At 38.2% G+C, this 24,049-nt stretch carries 26 protein-coding genes; 25 read left to right on the forward strand and 1 reads right to left on the reverse strand.

Translation table 11 applies throughout. From position 1 onward, the window contains the following. Positions 1-40: 40 nt before the first annotated feature. From tmk to rsmI, 8 genes are all read left to right on the forward strand, one after another. Positions 41-682 carry a dTMP kinase gene (tmk, locus tag JNUCC23_RS00180; RefSeq protein WP_403078140.1) on the forward strand — a complete coding sequence of 214 codons (642 nt, stop codon included), beginning with the start codon at positions 41-43 and terminating at the stop codon, positions 680-682. A gap of 186 nt (positions 683-868) precedes the next feature. Beyond that, a complete protein-coding gene (locus JNUCC23_RS00185; RefSeq protein ID WP_403078137.1) occupies positions 869-1,198 on the forward strand; it encodes a cyclic-di-AMP receptor in 330 nt (109 codons plus the stop codon). Between the two features lie 54 nt (positions 1,199-1,252). Beyond that, positions 1,253-2,260: a DNA polymerase III subunit delta' gene (gene holB, locus JNUCC23_RS00190; RefSeq protein WP_403078134.1), complete on the forward strand. Its 1,008-nt coding sequence runs from the start codon at positions 1,253-1,255 to the stop codon at positions 2,258-2,260. Continuing rightward, positions 2,253-3,080 (forward strand): PSP1 domain-containing protein, encoded by an 828-nt coding sequence (locus tag JNUCC23_RS00195; RefSeq protein ID WP_403078131.1) that lies wholly within the window; start codon positions 2,253-2,255, stop codon positions 3,078-3,080. The genes holB and JNUCC23_RS00195 overlap by 8 nt, the downstream gene beginning before the upstream one ends. Positions 3,081-3,097: 17 nt before the next feature. After that, positions 3,098-3,469: a DNA replication initiation control protein YabA gene (gene yabA / locus JNUCC23_RS00200; RefSeq protein WP_062187771.1), complete on the forward strand. Its 372-nt coding sequence runs from the start codon at positions 3,098-3,100 to the stop codon at positions 3,467-3,469. Positions 3,470-3,555: 86 nt separating this feature from the next. Then, on the forward strand, positions 3,556-4,299 hold the full coding sequence (locus JNUCC23_RS00205; RefSeq protein WP_062187769.1) for a tRNA1(Val) (adenine(37)-N6)-methyltransferase: 744 nt from the start codon (positions 3,556-3,558) through the stop codon (positions 4,297-4,299). Beyond that, complete coding sequence (locus JNUCC23_RS00210; RefSeq protein WP_062187768.1) at positions 4,286-4,567, forward strand: GIY-YIG nuclease family protein; 282 nt, start codon at positions 4,286-4,288, stop codon at positions 4,565-4,567. Before JNUCC23_RS00205 ends, JNUCC23_RS00210 begins: the two co-directional genes overlap by 14 nt. Next, on the forward strand, positions 4,545-5,426 hold the full coding sequence (gene rsmI, locus JNUCC23_RS00215; protein WP_062187766.1) for a 16S rRNA (cytidine(1402)-2'-O)-methyltransferase: 882 nt from the start codon (positions 4,545-4,547) through the stop codon (positions 5,424-5,426). The genes JNUCC23_RS00210 and rsmI overlap by 23 nt, the downstream gene beginning before the upstream one ends. A gap of 97 nt (positions 5,427-5,523) precedes the next feature. Here the strand turns inward: rsmI and JNUCC23_RS00220 are convergent, their stop codons facing one another. Beyond that, a complete protein-coding gene (locus JNUCC23_RS00220) occupies positions 5,524-5,811 on the reverse strand; it encodes an AbrB/MazE/SpoVT family DNA-binding domain-containing protein (RefSeq protein ID WP_062187764.1) in 288 nt (95 codons plus the stop codon). A 1,042-nt stretch (positions 5,812-6,853) separates the two neighbouring features. Between JNUCC23_RS00220 and metG the strand changes: the two genes are divergently transcribed. The 17 genes from metG (at position 6,854) to JNUCC23_RS00305 (ending at position 23,964) form a co-directional block, all read left to right on the forward strand. Further along, positions 6,854-8,851, forward strand: coding sequence for a methionine--tRNA ligase (gene metG / locus JNUCC23_RS00225; protein ID WP_403078124.1), 1,998 nt, complete (start codon positions 6,854-6,856; stop codon positions 8,849-8,851). Between the two features lie 569 nt (positions 8,852-9,420). Then, a complete protein-coding gene (locus JNUCC23_RS00230) occupies positions 9,421-10,188 on the forward strand; it encodes a TatD family hydrolase (RefSeq protein WP_403078149.1) in 768 nt (255 codons plus the stop codon). Positions 10,189-10,476: 288 nt separating this feature from the next. Next, on the forward strand, positions 10,477-11,619 hold the full coding sequence (locus tag JNUCC23_RS00235; protein ID WP_454213716.1) for a ubiquitin-like domain-containing protein: 1,143 nt from the start codon (positions 10,477-10,479) through the stop codon (positions 11,617-11,619). Between the two features lie 147 nt (positions 11,620-11,766). Continuing rightward, positions 11,767-12,330 (forward strand): ribonuclease M5, encoded by a 564-nt coding sequence (rnmV, locus tag JNUCC23_RS00240; RefSeq protein ID WP_062187757.1) that lies wholly within the window; start codon positions 11,767-11,769, stop codon positions 12,328-12,330. After that, entirely contained in the window at positions 12,323-13,201 is an 879-nt protein-coding gene (gene rsmA, locus JNUCC23_RS00245) for a 16S rRNA (adenine(1518)-N(6)/adenine(1519)-N(6))-dimethyltransferase RsmA (RefSeq protein WP_403078117.1), read from the forward strand. The genes rnmV and rsmA overlap by 8 nt, the downstream gene beginning before the upstream one ends. A gap of 503 nt (positions 13,202-13,704) precedes the next feature. Beyond that, positions 13,705-14,583: a sporulation peptidase YabG gene (gene yabG / locus JNUCC23_RS00250; RefSeq protein WP_062187753.1), complete on the forward strand. Its 879-nt coding sequence runs from the start codon at positions 13,705-13,707 to the stop codon at positions 14,581-14,583. Between the two features lie 487 nt (positions 14,584-15,070). Beyond that, positions 15,071-15,322: a biofilm formation stimulator Veg gene (gene veg, locus JNUCC23_RS00255; protein ID WP_028390526.1), complete on the forward strand. Its 252-nt coding sequence runs from the start codon at positions 15,071-15,073 to the stop codon at positions 15,320-15,322. A gap of 283 nt (positions 15,323-15,605) precedes the next feature. After that, positions 15,606-15,782: a small, acid-soluble spore protein, alpha/beta type gene (locus JNUCC23_RS00260; protein ID WP_028390525.1), complete on the forward strand. Its 177-nt coding sequence runs from the start codon at positions 15,606-15,608 to the stop codon at positions 15,780-15,782. Positions 15,783-16,077: 295 nt separating this feature from the next. Continuing rightward, entirely contained in the window at positions 16,078-16,947 is an 870-nt protein-coding gene (gene ispE, locus JNUCC23_RS00265; protein WP_062187751.1) for a 4-(cytidine 5'-diphospho)-2-C-methyl-D-erythritol kinase, read from the forward strand. A gap of 59 nt (positions 16,948-17,006) precedes the next feature. Then, on the forward strand, positions 17,007-17,825 hold the full coding sequence (gene purR, locus JNUCC23_RS00270) for a pur operon repressor (protein WP_062187749.1): 819 nt from the start codon (positions 17,007-17,009) through the stop codon (positions 17,823-17,825). Positions 17,826-17,845: 20 nt separating this feature from the next. After that, complete coding sequence (locus tag JNUCC23_RS00275; RefSeq protein ID WP_062187747.1) at positions 17,846-18,220, forward strand: RidA family protein; 375 nt, start codon at positions 17,846-17,848, stop codon at positions 18,218-18,220. A 323-nt stretch (positions 18,221-18,543) separates the two neighbouring features. Continuing rightward, complete coding sequence (spoVG, locus tag JNUCC23_RS00280; RefSeq protein ID WP_028390521.1) at positions 18,544-18,840, forward strand: septation regulator SpoVG; 297 nt, start codon at positions 18,544-18,546, stop codon at positions 18,838-18,840. A 521-nt stretch (positions 18,841-19,361) separates the two neighbouring features. Continuing rightward, complete coding sequence (gene glmU, locus JNUCC23_RS00285; RefSeq protein ID WP_403078108.1) at positions 19,362-20,735, forward strand: bifunctional UDP-N-acetylglucosamine diphosphorylase/glucosamine-1-phosphate N-acetyltransferase GlmU; 1,374 nt, start codon at positions 19,362-19,364, stop codon at positions 20,733-20,735. 15 nt (positions 20,736-20,750) lie between these two features. Continuing rightward, complete coding sequence (locus JNUCC23_RS00290; protein ID WP_062187744.1) at positions 20,751-21,704, forward strand: ribose-phosphate diphosphokinase; 954 nt, start codon at positions 20,751-20,753, stop codon at positions 21,702-21,704. A gap of 131 nt (positions 21,705-21,835) precedes the next feature. Further along, the gene (locus JNUCC23_RS00295) at positions 21,836-22,480 is read left to right on the forward strand and encodes a 50S ribosomal protein L25/general stress protein Ctc (RefSeq protein WP_454213721.1); all 645 of its coding nucleotides are present in this window, start codon (positions 21,836-21,838) and stop codon (positions 22,478-22,480) included. Between the two features lie 465 nt (positions 22,481-22,945). After that, a complete protein-coding gene (gene pth, locus JNUCC23_RS00300; RefSeq protein ID WP_062187740.1) occupies positions 22,946-23,509 on the forward strand; it encodes an aminoacyl-tRNA hydrolase in 564 nt (187 codons plus the stop codon). A 224-nt stretch (positions 23,510-23,733) separates the two neighbouring features. Further along, on the forward strand, positions 23,734-23,964 hold the full coding sequence (locus JNUCC23_RS00305) for an anti-sigma-F factor Fin family protein (protein ID WP_062187736.1): 231 nt from the start codon (positions 23,734-23,736) through the stop codon (positions 23,962-23,964). Positions 23,965-24,049 lie beyond the last annotated feature (85 nt).

Below are 24,049 nucleotides of genomic sequence, written 5' to 3' on the forward strand. Positions count from 1 at the left end.
ACTTAGATGGGAAACAAGTTTGGCTGGAGGTAAAATAATTATGAGTCGCGGAATATTTATTACATTTGAAGGTCCTGAAGGGGCAGGTAAAACAACGGTTCTTCATAAACTGGGAGAAGTATTGGCTGATGTTGGATATCAGATGGTCATTACGAGAGAGCCAGGTGGTATTCCTATATCTGAACAAATTAGGGAAGTCATCTTGAATAAAGATAATACAGTAATGGATGGAAGAACTGAGGCTTTACTATATGCGGCTGCAAGAAGGCAGCACTTAGTTGAAAAGGTTATGCCTGCTTTGGATCGTGGCGTGATCGTTCTTTGTGATCGTTTTATTGATAGCTCTCTTGCTTATCAAGGTTATGCAAGAGGATTGAGTATTGATGAAGTGTATAAAATGAACCAATTTGCGATAGCAGGGGTTATGCCCGACTTAACAATATATTTTGATATTGACCCGGATTTGGGACTCCAACGTGTCCATAGTAATCAGGAACGGGAAGTTAATCGTCTTGATATGGAAGAGTTACAATTTCACGAAAAAGTGAGAGAAGGCTACCAAATCATAATGGAACGCTTTAGAGAAAGGTTTTATGTTGTCGATGCAGCGCAACCTTTAGATATTGTCGTCGATAAGACTATGAGGAAAGTGATTGAATTCATCAAGGAACGTATCCAATAATTATATTTATGAAAGCGTCTGTTTAATCAATTGAACTGGTCGCTTCTTTTTTTTATAAATTTTGGTGTCTAGTGTAAGTAGCTAAAAAAAATGCCTATCGATCACTGTGAAGGATATAAATAATTGTTATAATTAAAGAAAATGGTCTGCTCCTCGACCAATCAACTGCAATGGAGGATGATAGGGATGAAAATGATTATTGCAATTGTACAGGATAAAGATAGCCAAAGGCTACTTACAGAGCTCGTTGATTATAATTTCAGGGCAACGAAGCTTGCGAGTACTGGCGGATTTTTAAAATCAGGGAATACGACGTTTATGATTGGTACAGATGACTATCGTGTAGATAAAGCATTGGAACTCATTAAGGAAAATTGTCAGTCCCGCGAACAGCTGGTCGCACCTGTATCTCCAATGGGAGGGAATGCAGATTCATATGTACCCTACCCAGTTGAAATTCAAGTAGGAGGAGCAACGGTATTTGTATTGCCAATTGAACAGTTTTTACAATTCTAGTACATGAAAGCATATAGTTTCTTTATTTTATAGATATAAGAGAGCTGATTTATTGTGACACAAACTTGGCAAGATTTATATGAGTTGCAGCCGCAAATTTCTGGGATGCTGAAGAATAGCATTCTCCGAGAAAGGGTTGCTCATGCGTATCTCTTTGATGGTGAGAAGGGTACGGGTAAGAAAGAAATGGGGCTGCTTTTTGCGAAAAGCCTGCTTTGTGAAGATTTGACAAATGAATATGAGCCATGTAACCGATGCAGTCATTGTAAGCGGATTATGAGTGGAAATCACCCGGATGTCCATCTTATTGAACCGGATGGGCTTTCCATAAAAAAGGATCAAATTAAAAGTCTTCAAGAAGAGTTTTCAAAAAAGGGTGTAGAGTCGAAACGAAAAATCTATTTAGTGATAAGTGCAGATAAAATGTCTGTACAGGCTGCAAATAGTTTGTTGAAGTTTTTAGAGGAACCTGCTACAGGCACGGTTGCTATACTGATGACTGAACAAATACAACGTATCTTACCTACCATTTTATCAAGATGCCAAACCTTATCCTTCAAGCCGTTATCACCAGAAATGGTGAAGAAAAGGTTGCTGAATCATGGATTGGACATGCAAAGTTCCTCTATTATTTCTCACGTGACGCAAAATTTTGAAGAGGGGATCCTATTAGGTTCAGAGGAATGGTTTGCACAATCCCAAAAAAAAGTGGTAAAATTATATGAAGTGTTAAATACAAATTCACTGAAGGCATTGCTATATCTTCAGCAGGAGTGGTTTACACACTTTAAAGAACGAGATCAACTGAACCGTGGTTTAGATCTTTTATATCTTATTTATAAAGATTTATTATATATTCAGTTGGATAGACGTGACCAAATTGTCTTTCAAAATTTACAGGAGGAGCTGGAGTTACGTGCTCTTCATCTTACTCAAAGACGTTTGGCTGAGCAGATGAGTTCTATTTTGGAAGCAAAACGGAAGCTAATGTCCAATACAAATCCACAGCTGTTGATGGAACAGCTTGTGTTGAATTTGCAGGAGGGGTCATCATTTGTATAATGTTGTAGGGGTCCGTTTTAAAAAGGCGGGCAAAATATACTACTTTGATCCGGGCGAGCTTATCATTTCAAAGGATGATTTCGTTATCGTAGAGACTGTGCGTGGAGTAGAATTCGGCAAAGTTGTTACGGAAAGGAAACAAGTAGATGAGAACGACGTTGTACTGCCATTGAAGAAAGTGCTTCGAGTTGCTGATGCAAAGGACAAGCTAATTGTTGAGGAAAATAAATCTGCTGCTATTGAAGCTTATAATACATGTGGTAAAAAGGTTGAGGAACATCAACTTGATATGAAACTGGTTGATGTGGAATATACATTTGATCGCAATAAGGTTGTCTTTTATTTTACTGCGGATGGACGCGTAGATTTTCGCGACTTAGTAAAAGATCTTGCAGCCATATTTAGAACACGAATTGAATTGCGCCAAATAGGTGTCAGAGATGAAGCAAAGATGCTCGGTGGAATAGGGCCATGTGGCAGAATGCTCTGTTGTTCAACATTTCTTGGCGATTTTGAACCAGTTTCCATTAAGATGGCCAAAGATCAAAATCTATCGCTTAATCCAACAAAAATCTCAGGATTATGTGGACGTTTGATGTGTTGTCTTAAATACGAAAATGATGAGTACGAAAATGCGAAAGAATTGCTTCCTGACTTAGGTGAAATGATTCGGACACCTAATGGAAAAGGCAAGGTAGTGGGGCTTAATATTCTAGAACGAGTTCTTCAAGTTGAATTAGTCGAACAGAATAGAGTATTAGAGTATACGTTAGATGAGATTCTAAACGAGGGAGCCGTTTCTATTCAAGCCACAGATTAACAAGGTGGTGGGAAAGCATGGATAAGAAAGATATATTTGAATCAGTAACGAGCATGGAAGCCCAAATTGGTCATTTATATACACAGCTTGGGGAATTAAAGCAACATCTTGCTGAGATTCTTGAGGATAACCAATCTATTAAGCTTGAGAATGAACATTTGCGCAGGCGTCTAAACCTTGGAGAGAATCCTAGCCCTTCTACAAAAAATAAAACCAAAGCAAAGGCACTGAAAGAAAATCTTGATGATAAGACAATGGATATCGGCGAAGGCTATGATAATCTAGCTCGATTATATCAAGAAGGTTTCCATATTTGTAATTTGCATTTTGGTAGCCTTAGAAAAGAAGGCGATTGTTTGTTTTGCCTGTCCTTTTTGAATAAAAAGTAAGCTTGGCCTTTCCTGTCTAGGGAAGGCTTTTTCGTTGAAGTAAACAATGTTTCTATAAATAGTAATTAGATAATGGAGTGAAGAAGATGGCAGAATTAATTGGTGATGAGCGCCTCGATCATTTATTAGCAGAAAAGTTAAGAATTATTCAGAGTCCAAGTGTGTTTTCATTTTCTCTTGATGCAGTTCTTTTATCAAAATTCGTAAATATCCCGATTCAAAAAGGAAGAATCGCTGATCTTTGTTCAGGTAATGGTGTGATTCCCCTGTTACTAAGTACAAGAACAAAGGGGAAGATCATCGGGGTAGAAATACAGGAACGATTATTTAACATGGCAGAGCGCAGTATTAAATATAACGGTCTTTCTGAACAGATTCAGATGGTACATGGTGATATAAAAACATTCCCAAGGGAGATTGGGAATGATAAATTTGACGTTGTGACATGTAATCCTCCTTATTTTCCAACACCATCGCAAGAAGAAATCAATCGGAATGAACACTTTGCAATAGCAAGACATGAAATTATGTGTACGCTTGAAGATGTTGTTCAGAATACAAGCCAATTGTTGCGACAGGGTGGGAAGGCGGCTTTTGTTCACCGCCCAGGAAGGCTAATGGATATTCTTAGTTTAATGAGGAAGCATCGGTTGGAACCAAAACGTTTGCAATTTGTTTATCCGAAAGCAAGTAAAGAAGCCAACACTATTCTAATAGAGGGAATTAAGGATGGAAGTCCTGATTTAAAGGTTTTACCACCGCTTGTCGTGTACAATGAGGATAATGTGTATACTCCTGAGGTTAGAAGGGTTTTATATGGAGAAGAATAAGCATATCTTCTATGTTCTTGAATGTCGGGACCATAGTTATTATGCGGGATATACAAACGATTTAGAAAAAAGGATAAAGCTTCATAATGAAGGAAAGGGTGCTAAATACACACGAGGACGCGGACCGGTAAAGCTTGTCCATTTTGAAACGTTTCTAAGAAAAACAGAAGCAATGCGAGCTGAGTATCGCTTTAAGCAGTTATCTAGAAAACAAAAAGAAAAAATTGTTGGTAAGGAGAATGTAGATGTGGCAACAGAAAAGCTTTGAAAAGGAAGGACAGCAATCCGTTTTATATTTAGTGCCAACTCCAATTGGGAATCTGGAGGATATAAGCTACCGAGCTTTAAGGATTCTTAAGGAAGCAGACATTATTGCTGCAGAAGATACACGGAATACAAGAAAGCTTTGTAATTACTTTGAAATTGAAACACAAGTCATTAGTTACCATGAACATAACAAACAAGCGAGTGGGAAGCAGATGATTGAGCGGCTTCTTTCAGGCCAAACGATTGCATTAGTGAGTGATGCCGGAATGCCGACTATATCAGACCCTGGGTTCGAACTCGTTCAAGAAGCACTAGAACAGCGTATACCGGTTATTCCATTACCAGGTGCAAATGCTGCACTTACGGCACTAATTGCTTCAGGATTAGTGCCGCAGCCTTTTTACTTTTATGGCTTTTTGCAAAGAAATGCCAAAGAAAAGAAAAAAGAGCTGGAGAAGTTAAAGAAGATGGAGGCAACTTGGATAGTCTATGAATCACCGCACCGATTAAAAGATACATTAAAACACATGCGTGAAGTGCTCGGAAATAGAAATATTGTTCTATGCCGAGAGCTGACCAAGAAATTTGAGGAATTTATTAGAGGTACGATAGATGAAGCACAAATATGGGCTATTGAAAATGAAATCAGAGGCGAATTCTGCTTGATTATTGAAGGTGCAGAATTCGTGGAAGAACAAACAGAAGAAGTATGGTGGCAAAGTATTGAGCTTGCTGAGCATGTTCAATATTATATCGATGAAAAACAACTTAACTCAAAAGATGCTATCAAACAGACAGCGATGGATCGTGGCTTGCAGAAAAGAGATGTATATCACGCTTATCATGTAATAGAAAGTTAACCAAACGGGTAAGAATAACTGCCACAAAGATACTTGTAAATTAGTGTACAAAAAAAGAAGGCTTCCTTGGAAGCCTTCTTAAAAATAGAAAAAGTAATTAAACAGTTTCTAATTCCATGTTTTGTTGAATTTCTTTGATAAGCAGTTCTGCACCTTCACGGCTAAGGATTAACTTTCCGTTAGCAAGTGTTAAATTATTATCAGATACTTCACCAGTAACCTGGCAAGTCATATTAGGTTTATATTTTTTCAAAATGATGCGCTCATCATCAACGTAAATTTCCAAAGCGTCTTTTTCTGCAATTCCTAGTGTACGGCGTAGTTCAATTGGAATTACCACCCGTCCTAATTCGTCAACTTTACGTACAATTCCTGTAGATTTCATATATGAAAATCTCCTCTCAATTTAAAATAGTATTCTAGTACCTTTTATCTCTATTTCGTCAATTTTCGACATTTTTTATAAATATTATAATACCAGCCATTCCCAAATACGTCAATCCTTTTATTCAAGTTTATACATTTTTTTGAAAAAAAAAATTAAAAAGCAGGTTAAACTTAAAGATTTACCCCAATATTAACGGGCAGTAAGACTCCCACCTCAAGCTTATGTGGAACAAAGAAGGTAGGTTTTTAGGGGACAAACTGCCCGTAAAAGCCCGATTGGTTCAACTAATCATCAGTGGGGGATGAAGAAAACTCTCACTGATGGAAGTTTCACTTTATTGAAAAAAATTTTATGAATGAATGGCGAGAAAGAGAAATATGACTGCATAATCCAATATAACCCTGTCACTTTTTTTATTAAATTCGACAAAGTTCGACAAATATCTCGAAAGTCCCATATATCAAAATTTTTTCAATAAGATTATTTTCCCTTTTTTCTATTATACTTCTTCGCAAATTTAAAAAACAATAGAAAATAACAATAAAAGGAAGTTTGTGTTGGGGATTTTACAACTTTTCAAATCAGTATAGTTTATTGATCAAGGAAGATAGTAAATGGGGAACCTTTAGGTTAGTAGGATTTTGATCGGAAACAAGTTGCGATTGTTGGGGGATTTTAGGTATATTTTTGGGGTATAAGAGGTTATGCTGACAATAAGAAAAATCTGCATTTAAAGCGCTGCTATCCAGTGTGGAGGAGAATCTATTTAATATTAGAAAACCAACTCTAATCAAGCGTTGTACGTTATGATCAAAGATATAGACTTTTACTTTTGCATAAGTTATCGAAGCCATATTGACTTGCTTTCATAAAATGGCTTTGATCGCTTAAATTTTGTAGCTTTGTCTCTATTAAAAATTAATCTCAATAGATTTTCTTTATCGCTCTTATGGTGAGATAAGGTAATATAGAGGTATAGGGTTAAAAGTAAGTTAGTGAATATCATTTCTAGATCTACATATGATAGGAGGAAAAAACAATGGAAGACAAACTGAAGACATTTTATATTACAACCCCGATCTATTATCCGAGTGGGAATTTACATATTGGGCATGCCTATACAACGGTAGCTGGTGATGCGATGGCTCGTTACAAGCGTATGCGCGGATTCGATGTCATGTATTTAACAGGTACAGATGAGCATGGACAAAAAATTCAAAGAAAAGCTGAGGAACAAGGAGTTAGCCCACAGGAATACGTGGATACTATTGTTTCCGGAATTAAAGATTTATGGAAGAAGCTTGATATATCCTATGATGACTTTATTCGGACTACGGAAACTCGCCATAAGGATGTCGTAGAGAAGATCTTTAAACGATTGCTTGATCAAGGAGATATTTACTTAGACCAGTACGAGGGTTGGTATTCTGTACCAGATGAGACATTCTATACTGAGCTTCAATTAGTCGACCCGATTAAAGAAAATGGAAAAGTTGTCGGAGGGAAAAGTCCAGATAGCGGCCATCCAGTAGAATTAGTGAAGGAAGAATCTTATTTCTTCAAGATGGGAAAATATGCAGATCGACTTTTGAAATATTACGAAGAAAATCCTGAATTCATTCAACCTGAATCTCGTAAGAATGAAATGATTAATAACTTTATTAAACCAGGTCTAGAAGATTTAGCTGTTTCTCGTACAACCTTTGATTGGGGGGTTAAGGTACCAGGAGACCCTAAACATGTCATTTATGTCTGGATTGATGCGCTTTCAAATTATATTACGGCATTAGGATATGGAACAGAGGATGATTCGAAATATCTAAACTACTGGCCTGCAGATGTACATTTGGTTGGGAAGGAAATTGTTCGCTTCCATACGATCTATTGGCCTATCATGCTGATGGCACTTGATATTCCACTACCTAAAAAAGTATTTGCTCATGGGTGGTTGTTAATGAAGGATGGCAAAATGTCAAAATCCAAAGGGAATGTAGTGGATCCGGTAACATTAATTGACCGCTATGGATTAGATGCGCTTCGTTACTATCTACTTCGTGAAGTTCCTTTCGGTTCTGACGGTGTTTTCACCCCTGAAGGTTTTGTGGAAAGAATAAATTTTGACTTAGCGAATGATTTAGGGAATTTACTAAATCGTACCGTTGCGATGATCGAAAAATACTTTGGTGGGATTATCCCAGAGTATAAAGGTTCTATTGGGGAGTTTGATGAATCTCTTCTTGAAGTCAACAAAAACGTAGTAACGAACTACGAAGAAGCCATGGATAAAATGGAGTTTTCGGTGGCACTCTCCGTAATTTGGCAACTAGTAAGCAGAACAAATAAATACATTGATGAAACACAGCCATGGGTATTAGCGAAAGATCAGGCCAAACTTGAAGAGTTGGAAAGTGTAATGGTACATTTAGCTGAGACGCTAAGAAGAACAGCTATTTTATTAAAGCCATTTTTAACACAAACACCTGAGAAGATTTTTAATCAATTAACGATTACAGATGAAATATTAAAGTCCTGGGATAGCCTAGAGAAATTTGGTCTAATTCCAGCGCAAACAAAGGTTGAAAAAGGAGATCCTATTTTCCCGCGTCTTGAGATGCAAGAAGAGATAGAATTTATCAAAGAGCAAATGCAAGGAAGTGCTCCACAACCAGAAGACAAGAAAGAGGAACCAAAAGTAGAGGAAATTCCAGAAGTAGATGAAATAACGATTGATGATTTCATGAAGGTGGAATTACGTGTCGCACAAGTGCTGGAAGTAGAGCCTGTCAAGAAGGCGGATAAGTTGTTGAAATTACAACTTGATCTGGGATATGAAAAACGACAAGTTGTCTCTGGTATTGCTCAATATTATACGCCAGAACAATTAGTAGGAAAAAAGGTGATTTGTGTAACAAATCTTAAACCTGTGAAACTGCGTGGTGAATTATCTCAAGGGATGATTCTAGCTGGAAGCGGTGAAGGAAAGCTTTCAGTGGCAACAGTTCCTGATACATTGCCAAATGGGTCGAAAGTAAAATAACTCTATTCCTAAATAGCATAGAAATGTTCCATGTGAAACATTTCTGTGCTATTTTTTTCCATTATAATATAGCATATCATGCTAAAAATTTGGGTTCATTTTCAATATGGCTTCATGAAAAAGTTGTGGTTCAGCAAACTTATCAATAGTTATTTTACCTAAAGGCTAACATTAAAAAAGAATGTGACTCGCTTAGTATAATAAAAAAGGTATTTGATAAACTACAGATGAAAAATAAGTCTGTTTGCAAAGATGGAAAAATTGTAAAATGCAAGGAATTTTTCTTATGTTTTGGTATGAAGGACATGAGGACGGGTCTACGCGATTTACTATGATAACGAATTTACTTAACAAGAATACTTATATAATCAAGAAAGCGTCCGAAATTCCGACTCCGCACCGCCACCATTATGATTAGGTGAGCGTAGCCAGTAATAGAATTTATCCTTCATAGTAAATGGTGACGTTTTAACGTCATATTTGTTTTGTATGTAATATATTTGTTACATAAATGTGAAACATGAAAACTTGTAATTACTAATAGAATGTTACTAGAAAGGGCGAAGAAGATGTTATTTGATACACATGTTCATTTGAATGATAAGCAGTTTGAGGAAGATCTAGAAGAGGTGATTCAAAGGACGAAAGAAGCTGGTGTTTCGAATGTGGTCGTTGTTGGTTTTGACCGTCCGACGATAACACGCGCAATGGAATTGGTTGACGGATATGATTTTATCTATGCTGCAGTGGGTTGGCATCCTGTTGACGCAATTGACATGACAGACGAAGACCTAAACTGGATTGAAGAATTAGCAGCACACCCTAAAGTCGTTGCAATTGGAGAAATGGGACTTGATTACCATTGGGATAAATCACCAAAGGAAATCCAGAAAGATGTATTTAGAAAACAAATCAAGCTAGCAAAAAAGGTAAAACTACCAATCATTATTCATAACAGAGAAGCGACAGCAGATATCATTGAAATACTAAAAGAAGAGAATGCACATGAAGTAGGCGGCATTATGCATTGCTTTAGCGGCAGTGCTGAAATTGCTAAGGAATGCGTAGAGATGAACTTCTACATTTCGCTTGGAGGACCTGTAACGTTTAAGAATGCTAAAAAACCGAAAGAAGTCGCAGCTGAAATCCCACTAGACCGTTTGCTAATTGAAACCGATTGTCCGTATCTTGCACCCCATCCATTCCGAGGCAAACGAAATGAGCCTGCCTATGTAAAATTGGTAGCAGAGCAAATTGCAGAGATTAAAGAGATTACTTATGAAGAAGTAGCGGAGGCAACAACTAGGAATGCAAAGAAATTATTCGGCATAAACTGACAGCAATTTTTGTCAGTTTGTTGCTAAGATTGTCTAATGGAAACTTGTTTCTTGAAAGTTCTACAAATCTCAAGTGGTTCATAGGATAGACGTGTCGATAACTCTTCCTTTTCAATTTACTAGAGAGTGTTCATAATAGGAACTACTTTCCAAAGAAAGAAATGTATGAGTTGACAGCTTTGTTAGAATGTCTATATAATCACCCAGAGGAAGGAGGAGTTTTTCATTATATTACAATCTATGAAAAACCTGATTCCCAAGTCTTTTGGGAAAAAGCGAATAGCCATTGTGCTAGGCAGTACTATAATAGTTGCTGCTTCAGTTGGAATGCTGTTTTATCAAGGGACAAAGAACACGGTGTCATTAACGCTTAATGGACAGAAAACAATCGTGAAAACACATGCAGACACCGTAAATGATATATTGGCAGAGTTCGAGATTACTGCAAAAGCTGAAGATTATATACATCCCTCGAAAGACAGTATCATAAAGGATGGGGGAGGGGTTGAGTGGAGACCAGCCCAGCAAGTGAAGCTGAATGTTGATGGGAAAGAAACAGTCATTTTGACAACAGCCCAAAAGGTAGAGGAATTTCTTTTAGAACAGAAATTGGATGTAACGCAACACGATAAGCTTAGCCTATCTGAAGATACAACAATTAAAGATAACATGCAGATTACCATCGAAAAGGCTTTTCCAATTAAGCTGGTTTTAGGCGGTAATGAACAGCAGGTTTGGTCAACTTCGACTACGGTCGCTGACTTTTTAAGGCAACAAGATGTAAAGCTCAATGAATTAGATCGAGTTGAGCCGCAGTTGGCGGAAAACGTTCAACCACAGAATACTGTAAACGTCATAAGAGTTGAAAAAGTCACCGATGTAGTGGAAGAACCTGTTCAGTTTGCAACCATCACAAAGAAGGACCATTCATTGCATAAAGGCAAAGAAAAGGTTGTACGTGAAGGGAAAAACGGACTAATATCTAGACAATTTGAAGTAACAAAGGAAAATGGCGAAGAAGTTGCTCGTGCGCTTATATCTGAAAAAGTTGTGACTGAAAAGGCAGACAAAGTAGTAGCAGTAGGAACGAAGCAATTAGTTGCTCAAGTATCCCGTGGAGAAGACAATTCACAAGGTTCAGGCAAGGAGCTCTACGTATCGTCGACTGCTTATACAGCAAGCTGTAACGGATGTTCCGGAACAACAGCAACGGGGATTAATCTAAAGCAAAATCCAAACGCCAAGGTCATCGCAGTTGATCCAAGGGTGATTCCACTTGGCACAAAGGTGTATGTTGAAGGATATGGTTATGCAGTTGCAGCGGATAAAGGTGGGGCAATTAAAGGTCATAAAATTGATGTGTTCTTCCCCTCAAAATCGGATGCATACCGATGGGGAGTAAAGAAAGTGAAAATCCGCGTCTTAAATTAATCATTTTACAGTGGCAGGGGATTGCATATCTCCTGCTTTTTTACGTTATAATGATACAAGTGAAGTTCAACTATCCTAAAACATACACAAATCTATAGTATTAGACGTTGTGACGCTATAAATAGTTTCAGTTATTTGGAGGAAAAGATGAAAAAACTTAAAGAAATTATTGTTGTAGAAGGTAAGGATGATACCGTTGCAATTAAGCGGGCTGTCAATGCTGATACAATTGAAACAAATGGATCGGCTGTTAACGAGTCAGTGATTGATCAAGTAAAACTTGCTCAGCAAATGAGGGGTGTCATTATTTTCACTGATCCGGATTTCCCTGGACAGAAAATCCGAAATACAATTACAGAACAAGTACCTGGCTGCAAGCATGCATTCTTGTCTAAGCAAGAGGCACTGCCAAAGTCAGGTAGAGGAATCGGGGTTGAGCACGCTTCACCTGAAGCGATTCGCAATGCGTTGAAGGAAGCTCAAACAATGGATGAAGATGCAGGCGAAGAGATTTCCAAGGAAGAGTTAATTGATGCTGGATTGATTGGTGGAGCAGGGGCACGGGAACGAAGAGAGCAACTTGGTCTTTTATTGAAAATTGGATTTACAAACGGGAAACAGTTATATAAAAGGTTAAAGATGTTCCAGATCACTAGTAATGATTTTTATCAGGCATTAAAGAAGATGGATCAGGAGGAAGAACATGCATAAGGATATAGCAACACCCATTCGCACACAGGAAATTTTAAAGAAGTATGGCTTTGCTTTTAAAAAGAGTTTGGGTCAGAATTTTTTAATTGATACGAATATATTACGAAGAATTGTTGATCATGCTGAATTGACTGAAGAGAGCGGCGCTATTGAAATTGGACCGGGAATTGGTGCATTGACGGAACAACTTGCGAAAAGAAGTAAGAAAGTGACGGCCTTTGAAATTGATCAGCGTCTGCTACCTATTTTAAAAGATACATTGTCTCCTTATGATAATGTAACAGTCATCCTTGAAGATATTCTAAAAGCGAATGTGGCGAAAGTCATAGAGGAAGAATTTGCGGGTATCGATGATGTAATGGTCGTTGCGAACCTTCCCTATTATGTAACGACTCCGATCATTCTTAAATTATTGACGGAAAATTTGCCGATTCGCGGATTGGTTGTGATGCTGCAGAAGGAAGTGGCAGATCGTATCGCTGCTAAACCAGGAACGAAGGAATATGGCTCTTTATCCATTGCGATTCAATACTACACGGAAGCGGAAACGGTCATGATTGTTCCAAAAACGGTGTTTATGCCGCAGCCGAATGTAGACTCCGCTGTCATTCGATTGGTGAAAAGAGCAAAACCGATTGTTGAAGTGAAAGACGAAGACTTTTTCTTTACAGTGACACGATCCAGCTTCGCACAGCGTAGGAAGACTATTCTCAATAATTTAACGAGCCAGCTTCCTGATGGGAAATCTAAAAAAGACCAAATTCTTAAAGCGCTAGAACAGACCGGAATAGATCCAACAAGACGAGGAGAAACATTATCTATCGCGGAATTCGGCAGATTAAGTGATGAACTCCTTCTTCATTTTAAATAAACCAGTGTCAAAAAGAGGTTGCCCAAAATGAAAGGTCAGACCCATATCTTCTATATATCGTTTATATTACGTGTGCATGACGCAATAAACGGTGTATAGAGTGTGAGGTCACCTTTTGGGACAGCCTCTTTTTTCAATGCTGTTTTCGCATACTTTGTTGCTTTTAAATGATATTTACACGAATATCCTGGGTTGATACCGTTGGCAGGTACTCTCGCCTTCCATAGGTGGTCTCAGGAGCCCCCTCAGTGCTCTGTGTGGGTCTCCTGAGACACGCTTCTCCCGTAGGAGCCTCGCATAACTACAATCAACATCTGCTCAAATTTGTTACTTGCAAAAATCATCAATACCTCTAATCAAATACTTTTAGGTTGAACCACGGCACTTGCATTTTTTTATAATACAAATCGTATGGATATTTCACCAATCGAGATAAGCCCGCATAGTGTAATAGGAATGAAAATCTGGCAAGACTTGGTGTTATCTTGTCTCGAGGTGAGAGCATGAATGTACAAGTGAATGATATTGTCGGACGATCATCTTATCGATGTGACATCTTATTCAGAGTGATTGACATACGTTTGGTGGGTGGCGAGCAGGTTGCGATTCTTTATGGCGAGGATATTCGCTTAATTGCAGACGCTCCTTTTGACGATTTAATTAAGATTAATGATGAGGAAAGACAAACCCGGCAAAAAACAAGTGAAGCTCTCCAAGAGCAATCGTATCATTTATTTAGCCAAGATAAACAGTTACAAACAGAGAAAAGCAATTACCAATCAAGTGATGGGTATCGGTATAATGGGGAGTATTTTCAAATTCCGGGGAAAGTGCTGCATGTTGATGGGGACGCCTCTTATTTAAATAAATGCCTCACATTATATGAAAAGATTGGAATTCCAGTAAAGGGAATTTATTGTAATGAGAAAGAAATGCCTAACCGCATTGGTAGTCTTATTGATCAATATCGTCCGGACATCCTGGTCATAACGGGGCATGATGCTTATTCGAAGTCCAAAGGCCCATCCCATGACATAAATGCTTATCGCCACTCCAAGCAATTCGTGCAGACAGTGAGGGAAGCAAGAAATAAAGTCGCACACCTTGACCAACTCGTTATCTTTGCTGGAGCCTGTCAATCACACTTTGAATCATTAATTCAAGCAGGAGCTAATTTTGCGAGTTCGCCATCCAGAGTGAATATACATGCATTGGATCCGGTGTATATAGTCGCTAAAATTAGTTTCACGTCTTTTACCGACAATATTCATGTATGGGATGTGCTTAGAAATACATTAACTGGAGAAAAGGGACTCGGCGGTATTGAAACGAGGGGCGTCCTTAGAACTGGTATGCCTTATAATATCAATAAAGATGAATAAAGCTGCATCTCATTGTATGCAGCTTGTTTTTATTTAGCTAAATATGCTTGTCTGAATCCCATGGGACGGGAGAATTATAATAGTTATTCTTCTTATTCTAAGGCGCCTTGTGGATGAAGGAAAGAGGGGATAGCTAAACGGTTTTAAAAATTAAATGGAAAATTTACTTGGGCTTCAAGTGGGAATCTCTAAAATGTGACTCAGCTTTACAACCGTATCGAAGTTCGCTTTCTGGTGTTCGGCCGTCCTTCAAACTATATCGTGGCGTTTTAATGTAGCGCCATATTGCTTCATATGGGCAGGATCGGAAGAAGAATATTTTACATAATTTTTCAAAATTATAGAGATAATAAAAAAAGTATCTAAATTATTACGGATTTGTATAAAAAAATATTGACAAACAAATTTAAATGCTGATATAATTTATTATTTTGTTTGACCTTGTTGCCGGTTTGTGATATACTAAACGTAGTGAGGTGGACCGAAAATGCCAAAAACTTTAGCGGATATTAAAAATTCACTAGACTCCAATTTGGGGAAACGGTTGCTCTTAAAAGCAAACGGCGGAAGAAGAAAAACTGTTGAACGTTTTGGTACGTTAGCAGAGACTTATCCGGCTGTCTTTGTGATTGAGCTCGATCAGGATGAAAATGCGTTCGAAAGAGTATCTTACAGCTATGCAGATGTATTAACAGAAACCGTAGAATTAACATTTTTGAATAAACAGCAAGAAATGTAACTTTAAGCGGCGGCAAACAATTGTTTGCTGCTTTTTTATGTCTTTTAACAGAGACTTCTCAATAAATATCGCCGCGTATTAACGGGCAGTAAGACTCACACTGTTTGAAAAACACAAGCGGCCTGAACTTTGGGGGTTAGGACGCATATCAAAAGTCCACAGGATGTAAGTTAGGGGACGTATTAATACGGTGAATGCTTTCGATGGATAAATAAGGAGTTCATGTTTTACTTTCGATTGTAGAAACTAATTTTGTGTAGCATGATAAAAGGGGCTGATTCGTTTGGGCAGAAGAAAAGGCATCATGTCACCAGGTCTTAAAGAAGAGTTGGCTAAGGAATTAGGATTTTATGATGTTGTCCAAAAAGAAGGCTGGGGAGGAATACGTGCACGTGATGCAGGTAATATGGTTAAACTTGCTATCGAAATGGCGGAGCGCCAATTGATGGAGAAAAGATAATCAAGCATGGCTGAACGCATTTGTACCGAACACTTAATTAATCATTGTTGCACATAAGATAATAAAGCCAGACCCTTTATCCACATATGGAGTCTAACAAAATGTTGGATGGCCAATATGGATAGGTCTGGCTTTTTATAAACTTCTCCTCCATATCACCTTCATAACTTTCCTTATTTTCATTGCGGATTTGAACAGTATGCATTGAAATTACCATGAAAAAACCTTTAGAATGAAAACAAATATGATAAAATAGGACAAGAACTTTAGAAGAACGTAAAAGTAGGTGGAAATATTGAAGCTTATGGAGAAAGCACCAGCTAAGATTAATTTAGCATTGGATGTGCTTTTTAAGCGGCCGGATGGATACCATGAGGTGGAAATGATCATGACGACGGTCGATTTGGCAGATAGAATTGAATTGAAAGAGATCGGTGGAAGTCAAATCGAAATTCTATCACATAATCGTTTTGTCCCGGATGATCATCGGAATTTAGCTTATCAAGCAGCATACGTATTAAAGCAACGATATGGAATTAATACGGGGGTTCAAATTGCTATAGAAAAAAATATCCCAGTAGCAGCTGGCTTGGCTGGTGGAAGCAGTGATGCTGCAGCTACCCTAAGGGGATTGAATAAACTTTGGAATCTGGATTTATCTATGGACGAGCTTGCTGAAATCGGCGCTGAAATTGGCTCAGACGTTTCATTTTGCGTTTATGGTGGTACTGCTTTAGCAAAAGGCAGAGGTGAGAAAATTACTCAGCTACCAGTTCCACCTAAATGTTGGGTAGTCTTAGCTAAGCCTACCATTGGAGTATCAACAGCTGATATTTATCGAAGGCTCCAAGTTGGGGAGATGGGTCATCCAAACATTAAGGAAATGATCTCTGCGATTGAAAACAATAGCTATGAAAGAGTGTGCAATGGCGTAGGGAATGTACTTGAGCAAGTTACGTTACAATTATATCCCGAAGTTGCGAATATTAAGTCACAAATGAAAACCTTTGGTGCAGATGCGGTGTTGATGAGTGGAAGTGGCCCTACTGTGTTTGGCCTTGTCGAGCACGATTCTCGTATGCAGCGAGTCTACAATGGCTTGCGCGGCTTTTGCGATCAAGTATATGCCGTTCGAATGCTTGGTGATTTAAGCGCTCTTGAATAGAGACGTACATTAGTGGTATATTTATGATATAATATTCGTTTTTGGTGAGGAGTGTTGAAATGAAATTTAAGCGTAGCGAGAGGCTTATTGATATGACGAATTATTTACTAGCTCATCCTGGTCGCTTGGTGTCGCTCACCTTTTTTGCAGAAAGATATAGTTCGGCAAAGTCATCGATTAGTGAAGATTTAACCATTATTAAAGAGACCTTCGAGCAAAGGGGGATTGGGACGTTAACAACAGTACCTGGGGCAGCTGGTGGTGTTAAGTACTTGGTAGGTATAAAGCCAGATGAAGCTACTGCTTTTATCGACCACCTTTGTAGTATTATAGCGAGTCCTGAACGTTTGCTACCTGGTGGATATTTATATATGACAGATATCTTGGGTCATCCAGAGACAGTTAATATGATTGGTCGAATTATCGCAGCGGCTTACGCAGACAAGCAGGTAGAAGTCATTATGACCATGGCTACGAAGGGAATTCCGCTTGCATATGCGGTTGCGAATTATTTAAATGTTCCTGTTGTGATTGTTCGGAGAGATAACAAAGTGACAGAAGGGCCTACGGTTAGTATTAATTATGTATCAGGATCTTCTAAACGTATTCAGACAATGGTTCTTTCGAAAAGAAGTCTAGCTGAAGGGTCTAATGTACTGATTGTCGACGATTTTATGAAAGCTGGTGGGACTGTTAAAGGAATGGTTAGCTTATTAGAAGAGTTCAAAGCGACTCTTGCTGGAATTACTGTTTTTGTTGAGTCAGATGAAATTGAAGAACGTCTCGTTGATCAATTCGTCTCTTTAATAAAATTAACAGAAGTCGATGAACGTGATAAAATAATATCAGTATCAAGAGGTAATTATTTAAATAATTGAATGATAAAGGAGATGGCAAGATGAATTCCATCCATACTAACGAGGCACCTGCTGCAATTGGTCCATATTCACAAGGAATTATCGTCAATGATCTGTTTTTTAGTTCGGGACAAATTCCACTTACAGCTGAAGGGGAAATGGTAACGGGTGATGTAAAAGAACAAACTCACCAAGTATTTAAAAATTTGAAAGCTGTCTTAAGAGAAGCTGGTGCTTCCTTGGAAACCGTTATTAAAGCGACAGTTTTTATTAAAAATATGGAAGAGTTCGGTAGTATTAATGAAGTATATGGTGAATATTTTTCAACTCATAAGCCGGCACGTTCTTGTGTAGAGGTAGCTCGACTTCCAAAAGATGCTTTGATTGAAATAGAAGTAGTTGCGCTCGTTAAATAATACGGGCGTTTTTTTATGGGAAATTATCTGGCTTTTCAATATACTTTGGTGTCTAGTGCAAGTAACCTTCCCCAATGATGGAAGTTCCACTTTATATAAAATTTGTTTTCTTTGTTGGTTGTTAACTTCTTCCATAACGTATTTAGGCCTCTGTTTTCTCCATTCGAAAAACACCACTTAATTTACTGTTACTAACAATAAAAGAAAAAAATTCAAAAAATTACATACTTTTTTTAAAAAATCTCATTTAAAAAAAGGAGAATTCACTATCTGTGTTGAATATATATTCTAAGTTTTTAATTAATTCGAGGTGGTGAACAGGAATGGAAGTAACTGACGTAAGATTACGCCGCGTAAATACTGATGGTCGAATGAGGGCTATCGCATCCATTACATTGGATAATGAATTTGTTGTCCATGATATTCGTGTGATTGATGGGAATAATGGTCTTTTTGTGGCAATGCCTAGTAAAAGAACACCGGATGGAGAATTCCGCGATATCGCCCATCCAATTAATTCTTCAACACGTGGTAAAATCCAGGAAGCTGTTTTAGCGGAATATCATCGTTTAGGAGAATTGGAAGTTGAATTAGAAGAAGCAGGAGCAGGAGCTTCATAAAACTTCAATTTAAATGGAAAAGCATCAGGAGCCTACTTCAAAAGTAAGGCTCTTTTTATTATGCTTTCAAAATTCGCTGTGAATTTTGAAAGCATTCTCCCCCGTTTACTCTTTCATTGTGCATATAGAAAAAATTTCCCCAATAAAATTTGTTAATAGTGCTAAAAAAGTCTTTGGAAAGGTATATAATAAAAACAGACTAGCTTGTGACGAATTGAGCAAATGCATTTGATGCTCTGACGTATTGATTGAATGAAGGGTATATCCTATTAAAAATGATACAGTATGATAAGCGTGAATGGAATGTGCATTTTTCTGATTTGTCTAGTGAATGCTGTTTCGCCTTTGTAAGAATATTTGTTTGTTTGGCTTTACAAGGTATGCTGAATTCGACGACGACATTAGGATATGTCAGGACAGCGATGACATAGGAACGTCGCGTTTGGGCTTTTCTTATTGAAAACTATACTTATTTAAGATATATTTTTTAATGGATAAAAAGGTAAAGATGGAGGCTTGTTATGATGAATCGCTATGCAGTCATTTTGGCAGCAGGACAAGGGACAAGAATGAAATCTAAGTTATACAAAGTCTTGCATCCTGTTTGTGGCAAACCAATGGTCCAGCATGTTGTGGATCAGGTTAGTCAATTGCAAATAGAAGAGATTGTTACTGTTACTGGACATGGGGCACAGAAGGTTCAAGAACAGCTTGGTTCTGCATGTGTGTATGCTTTGCAAGCAGAGCAGTTAGGGACGGCGCATGCTGTGATGCAAGCAGATTATGCGCTGGGCGACAAGAACGGAACGACAATTGTTATTTGTGGAGATACGCCGTTAATTAAAGCGGAAACCATGGAAGCTTTGATGAAGATTCATGAAGAAACGAATGCAAAAGCGAGTATTCTAACAGCTCTAGCGACAAACCCGGATGGGTACGGCCGTATCATTCGAAATGAAGCGGGCCATGTTGAGAAAATTGTGGAACACAAAGATGCGAATGAGTTAGAACGCAATGTGAAGGAAATTAATACGGGTACATATTGTTTTGATAACAAGGCTTTATTTACGGCTTTACAAAATGTATCCAATGATAATTCCCAAGGCGAATACTATCTTCCAGATGTCATCGAAATTCTGAAAAAACAGGGTGAGACGGTTACGGCTTATCAAACGGAAGATTTTAATGAGACAATGGGTGTCAATGATCGCGTTGCTTTGTCACAAGCAGAGAAATTGATGCGTCAGCGTATTAACGAAACCCATATGCGAAGCGGTGTGACTATTATTGATCCTGAAAATACGTATATAGAAGCGGATATTACAATTGGCTCGGATACAATCATATACCCAGGATCGATCATTAAAGGAAACAGCGTAATTGGGAACGATTGTATAATTGGACCTCAAACAGAAGTCGATAACTGCCATATAGGTGACAGTTCGGTTTTGAGACAGTCGGTTGCCTCTGACAGTAGCATTGGTCATCATGTTCATATTGGTCCGTTTGCTCATATCCGCCCGCAATCGGATATTAAGGATGAAGTGAAAATCGGCAACTTTGTTGAAATTAAGAAAACGGTTTTGGGTAAGGGAAGTAAAGCATCTCATCTAAGTTACATTGGAGATGCCGAAGTTGGAGAAGATGTAAATATAGGCTGTGGTTCCATTACAGTTAATTACGATGGTTTTAACAAACATTTAACCAAAATTGAAGATGAGGTCTTTATAGGCTGTAATTCTAATTTGGTGGCACCAGTGACTGTAGGAAAAGGGGCGTACGTTGCTGCTGGATCTACGATTACTTCGGATGTACCAGGGAAAGCCTTGTCCATTGCTCGTGCTCGCCAAGTTAATAAGGAAGATTACGTTAAAAACCTGAAATTTAATAAATAACCTGTGGAGGTCATCATGTCAAATCAGTATTTAGATCCAAATTTAAAAGTTTTTTCTTTAAATTCAAACCTTGGTTTAGCGGAAGAAATTGCAGAAGTGATTGGAGTAGGACTTGGGAAGTGCTCTGTTACTCATTTTAGTGATGGGGAAATTCATATTAATATTGAAGAAAGTATCCGTGGCTGTGATGTTTATGTCATCCAATCAACAAGTGATCCTGTTAATGAACATTTGATGGAAGTATTGATTATGATCGACGCTTTAAAACGTGCCTCTGCCAAAACAATTAATATTGTGATGCCGTATTATGGGTATGCTCGTCAAGACCGTAAAGCGCGTGCTCGTGAGCCTATTACAGCTAAGCTTGTCGCTAATTTATTAGAAACAGCTGGCGCACACCGCGTAATTGCATTAGATCTACATGCTCCACAAATCCAAGGATTCTTTGACATTTTGATTGACCACATGCAGGGTGTACCTATTTTAGCCGATTATTTTGAGGGAAAAGATTTGAAAGATGTCGTCGTTGTCTCTCCTGACCATGGTGGGGTTACACGTGCCCGTAAATTGGCAGAACGCTTAAAAGCACCGATTGCCATTATCGACAAACGTCGACCACGTCCAAACGTGGCAGAGATTATGAATATTGTCGGAAACATTGAAGGGAAAACGGCTATTCTAATTGATGATATCATCGATACAGCTGGGACGATTACTTTAGCAGCCAATGCTCTTATCGAAAATGGGGCGAAGGAAGTGTATGCGTGCTGTACACACCCAGTTTTATCAGGACCGGCTATTGATAGAATCCAAAATTCCAAAATTAAGGAATTAGCCGTAACAAACTCGATTGCTTTATGTGAAGAGAAAAAAATAGATAAAATTGTTCAATTATCAGTAGCTCCATTGATTGCGGAAGCAATTATCCGTGTCCATGAAGAGCAATCTGTTAGTACATTATTTGATTAATATAAAAAACAGCAGGGATTATTTCCTTGCTGTTTTTTATATTTCCAAAAATACGTTTAGAAGTTTCAATTTAAGGGCAATTTTTATAGAGAGATACTTTGAATTTTGATTAGAAAGGCGGAATGAGATAAATGAGTAATGTATTAGTAGCAAAAGAGCGAGCTAAATCTCCAGGGTCCACATTACGTCAACTAAGACTGAGTGGTGAGATTCCGGCAGTTGTGTACGGTAACAAAAATGAAAGCGCGGCAATCTCAATTAACAGTAACGATTTCTTTAAGACGATTAAAGATGTAGGGAGAAATGGAATTATTTCTTTAGAAGTTGAAGGCCAAAAGAGAAATGTTATGCTTACAGATTATCAGCAAGATCCACTTAAAAATGAGGTTTATCACGCGGATTTTCTTATTGTAAATATGTCTACTGAACTGCAGACACATGTAAGGGTTAATCTTGTAGGTGAGTCTTCGGGTGTTAAGGATGGTGGGGTTTTGCAACAATCTGTTCATGAATTGACGATTACCGCTAAGCCAAATGATATTCCTGAAACAATTGATGTGGATGTAACAAGTTTAGCTGTAGGTAGTGTTGTAACAGTGGGGGATGTAAAAGGAAATTATAGGATTACATTTAACCATGACGATGAAGAAGTTATTGCATCGGTCCTTGCTCCACGACAAGAAGAGGAAATTAATACAGGTGAGCAGCAAGATGGTGGTACTCCTAATAATGAAGAAGGTCGTGAAACGAAAGCTTCACATGAATCTAAAGCGTAAGATTTGTCGTATATTTTGATAACTGTTCGACAGAATTCTTGCATATCAAACATTCTGCTCATGATATAATAGACGTAACCGATAATGGTTGCGTTCTTTTTTGTTTTGAAGGAGAAAAGGACATTTATGATAGTAGGACTCATACCGCTTGCAACGATCCGTAGATATAAGGTAAAATTTTTATATAACGTGAAATTTAGTGTACTGCAACCGAGGGGCAGTGACGGCTTTTTCTGTGGAATAAAAAGGGACAAAGCTTCCCGAAATCAGTTCTGCACTGCCACTTTCATAAGGTAATACAGTTTTTAGAACCTGTATCTTTTTCGTCGATGGGTTTTAGAGCAGATGCTCATGGATGTTTCTTATAAAATGAAACTTCAATCAGTGGGGGATTCTTCATCCCCACTGATTGTTAGTTGAACCAATCGGGCTTTCCGTTAATGCGGGATAAATGGAGTGTGAAGCATGAAATTAATCGTTGGGCTGGGGAATCCCGGCAGACAATATGAGAAAACGAGACATAATATCGGGTTTGAAGTGATAGATGAACTCTCGAAAAAGTGGTCCATTCCTTTAGATCAAGCAAAGCATAAAGGAATCTATGGTAGCGGTTCGGTAAATGGTGAAAGAGTCATGTTGCTAAAGCCACTTACATATATGAATTTATCAGGAGAATCCATTTCGGCTGTTATGAACTTCTTTAAGCTTGAAGTTGATGATTTAGTCATTCTATACGATGATTTAGATTTGCCTCCTGGTAGAATTCGCTTGCGTCAAAAAGGGAGCGCCGGTGGGCATAATGGAATTAAATCAACAATCGCTCATCTTGGTATGCAAGAGTTCAACCGGATTAGAATCGGTATAGGCCGACCGGAGGGGAGAATCCCAGTGACTGACTATGTATTAGGTCGGTTTACGGAAGAAGAGTGGACAAAGATTGAACCGATAATTGAAAAAAGCGCTCATGCATGCGAGGCATGGTTGGAGTCTTCATTCTTACAAGTTATGAATGAGTATAATCAATCATAATGCTAAAAGTGCGTGTTCAAAAAGGAGCCGAGAAGTTCTCCGAGTGATCACGTCTCTAGACCTGCGTGATTTCAATAGAAGGTCAAAAATGAGCTTTGATGCAATTCGCAAACCTTTTTACCAGACTTTTTGAACAACCCCTAAAAAATGTTCTGGAGGCTGAATAATTATCCCCTATTTAGGCCTATACTAAGGATAATCTTTCTAAATTAGGGGGTTAGTTAATGGCTCTCCATTACACATGTAGGCATTGTGGTACTAAGATTGGTACGATAAGTGAAACGATACTACATTCAGAGCAGCTGGGTCTTACCCAACTTAATGATGAAGAACGGCAAGATATGATTGCTTATGATTCAGTGGGGAATGTACATGTGAAAGCAATTTGCGAAGATTGTCACGAAACATTGCAAAGGAACCCTGACTTGCATCAAAATGATTATATAATTCATTAAGCGGAAGTAAGCTTTGGATCGAAATCCAAAGCATTTTTCCGTTTCGGTGATTTTTGATTTTTTTTAAAAGGAATATATATAAGTG

The organism is Peribacillus sp. JNUCC 23 (genome assembly GCF_053653995.1).